Origin of the sequence: Micrococcus sp. EYE_212 (assembly GCF_023147585.1) — a bacterium.
Taxonomy (GTDB): Bacteria; Actinomycetota; Actinomycetes; order Actinomycetales; family Micrococcaceae; genus Micrococcus.
On record NZ_JAHXOZ010000034.1, the window covers coordinates 1 to 1,356 of the forward strand.

Annotated in this window: 1 protein-coding gene; it reads left to right on the top strand. The window is 68.1% G+C overall.

Annotation, left to right across the window (positions count from 1 at the left end; genetic code table 11):
- Positions 1-67 precede the first annotated feature (67 nt).
- Positions 68-1,317 (top strand): IS3 family transposase gene (locus KZX60_RS11875; RefSeq protein WP_248118614.1). Its coding sequence is split into 2 segments (ribosomal slippage): positions 68-377 and positions 377-1,317, totalling 1,251 coding nucleotides; the frame shifts between segments, so codons are not numbered across the junction.
- Positions 1,318-1,356 lie beyond the last annotated feature (39 nt).

Here is a 1,356-nt window from a genome sequence, read left to right on the forward strand (position 1 = left end):
GGCGCTTGACCCCTGATCTTGGACACGCTGATTCCAGCACGATGATGGGGAAGCGAGAATCCAAGGGATGGCTAGGAAGAACTACACGGACGGGTTCCGGCAGCGGGCGGTGGACTTGTACGAGTCGACGCCCGGTGCGACGTTGAATGGCATCGCGGCGGACCTCGGGATCTCCCGCGGTGCGCTGCGGGAGTGGGTCGAGAAGCACGGCTCGGGCACGACGACCGCCGGCACCATGTCGCCGCCCACGTCGGGGCGGTCGGAGTCGCAGGCGGCGAGGATCGTGCGGCTGGAGGCGGAACTGGCGGCGTCGAAGGCGGAGAAGCTGAAGCTCGAGACGGAGCGGGACATCCTCCGTCAGGCGGCGAAGTATTTCGCCGGGGAGACGAACTGGTGAACCGCTTCCAGTTCGTCGAGGACCACAAGGACGCCTACGGCGTGAAGCGGTTGTGCGAGATCGTCGAGATCGCGAGGTCGTCGTTCTACGCCTGGCTCGCGGCGGCTCCGGGACGGGCGGCGAGAGCGGCCGAAGATACAGCCCTCGCCGCACGGATCAGGGTGCTGCAGGACCCCGCCCAGGGCGGCGACCGCGCCTACGGGGCACCCCGGATCACCGCCGACCTCAACGACGGCGTCACCACCGCCGCCGAGCGGGTGAATCACAAGCGCGTCGCCCGCGTGATGCGTGAGCACCAGCTGGTGGGGATCCGGCTGCGACGCCGGGTGAAGACCACGATCCCGGACCAGTCCGGGAGGAAGTTCCCCGACCTGATCGGCCGGGACTTCTCGATCGGGGAGCCGAACCGCCGGTACGTCGGCGATATCACCTACCTCCCGATCGCAGACGGGTCGAACCTGTATCTCGCGACGTGCATCGACCTCGGCTCCCGCAAGCTCGCGGGCTGGCAGGTCGCCGACCACATGCGCACCGAACTCGTCGAGGACGCACTCCGCGCCGCGGCCCGCGACCGCGGCAGTCTCGCCGGCGCCGTGTTTCACAGCGACCACGGCAGCGTCTACGCCTCGAAGGCCTACGCGGCCCTCTGCGAGCAGCTCACCGTCGTCCAGTCCATGGGTGCGGTGGGCACGAGTGCCGACAACTCACTCGCGGAGAGTTTCAACGCCGCGCTCAAGCGGGAGCTTCTCGAGGGCCGGGCCGCATTTCCAGATCAGGCCACGGCCTACCGGGCCGTGTTCCGATGGGCGAACCGCTACAACACCCGCCGACGCCACTCCACGATCGGCCAGGTGAGCCCAAATAGCTACGAGAACGCCTACGACGCCGCGAGGTCAGCTACCCTCACGGAAGCGGCATAACCGAACCGACACCGTGTCCACGATCAAGGGGCAAGGCCC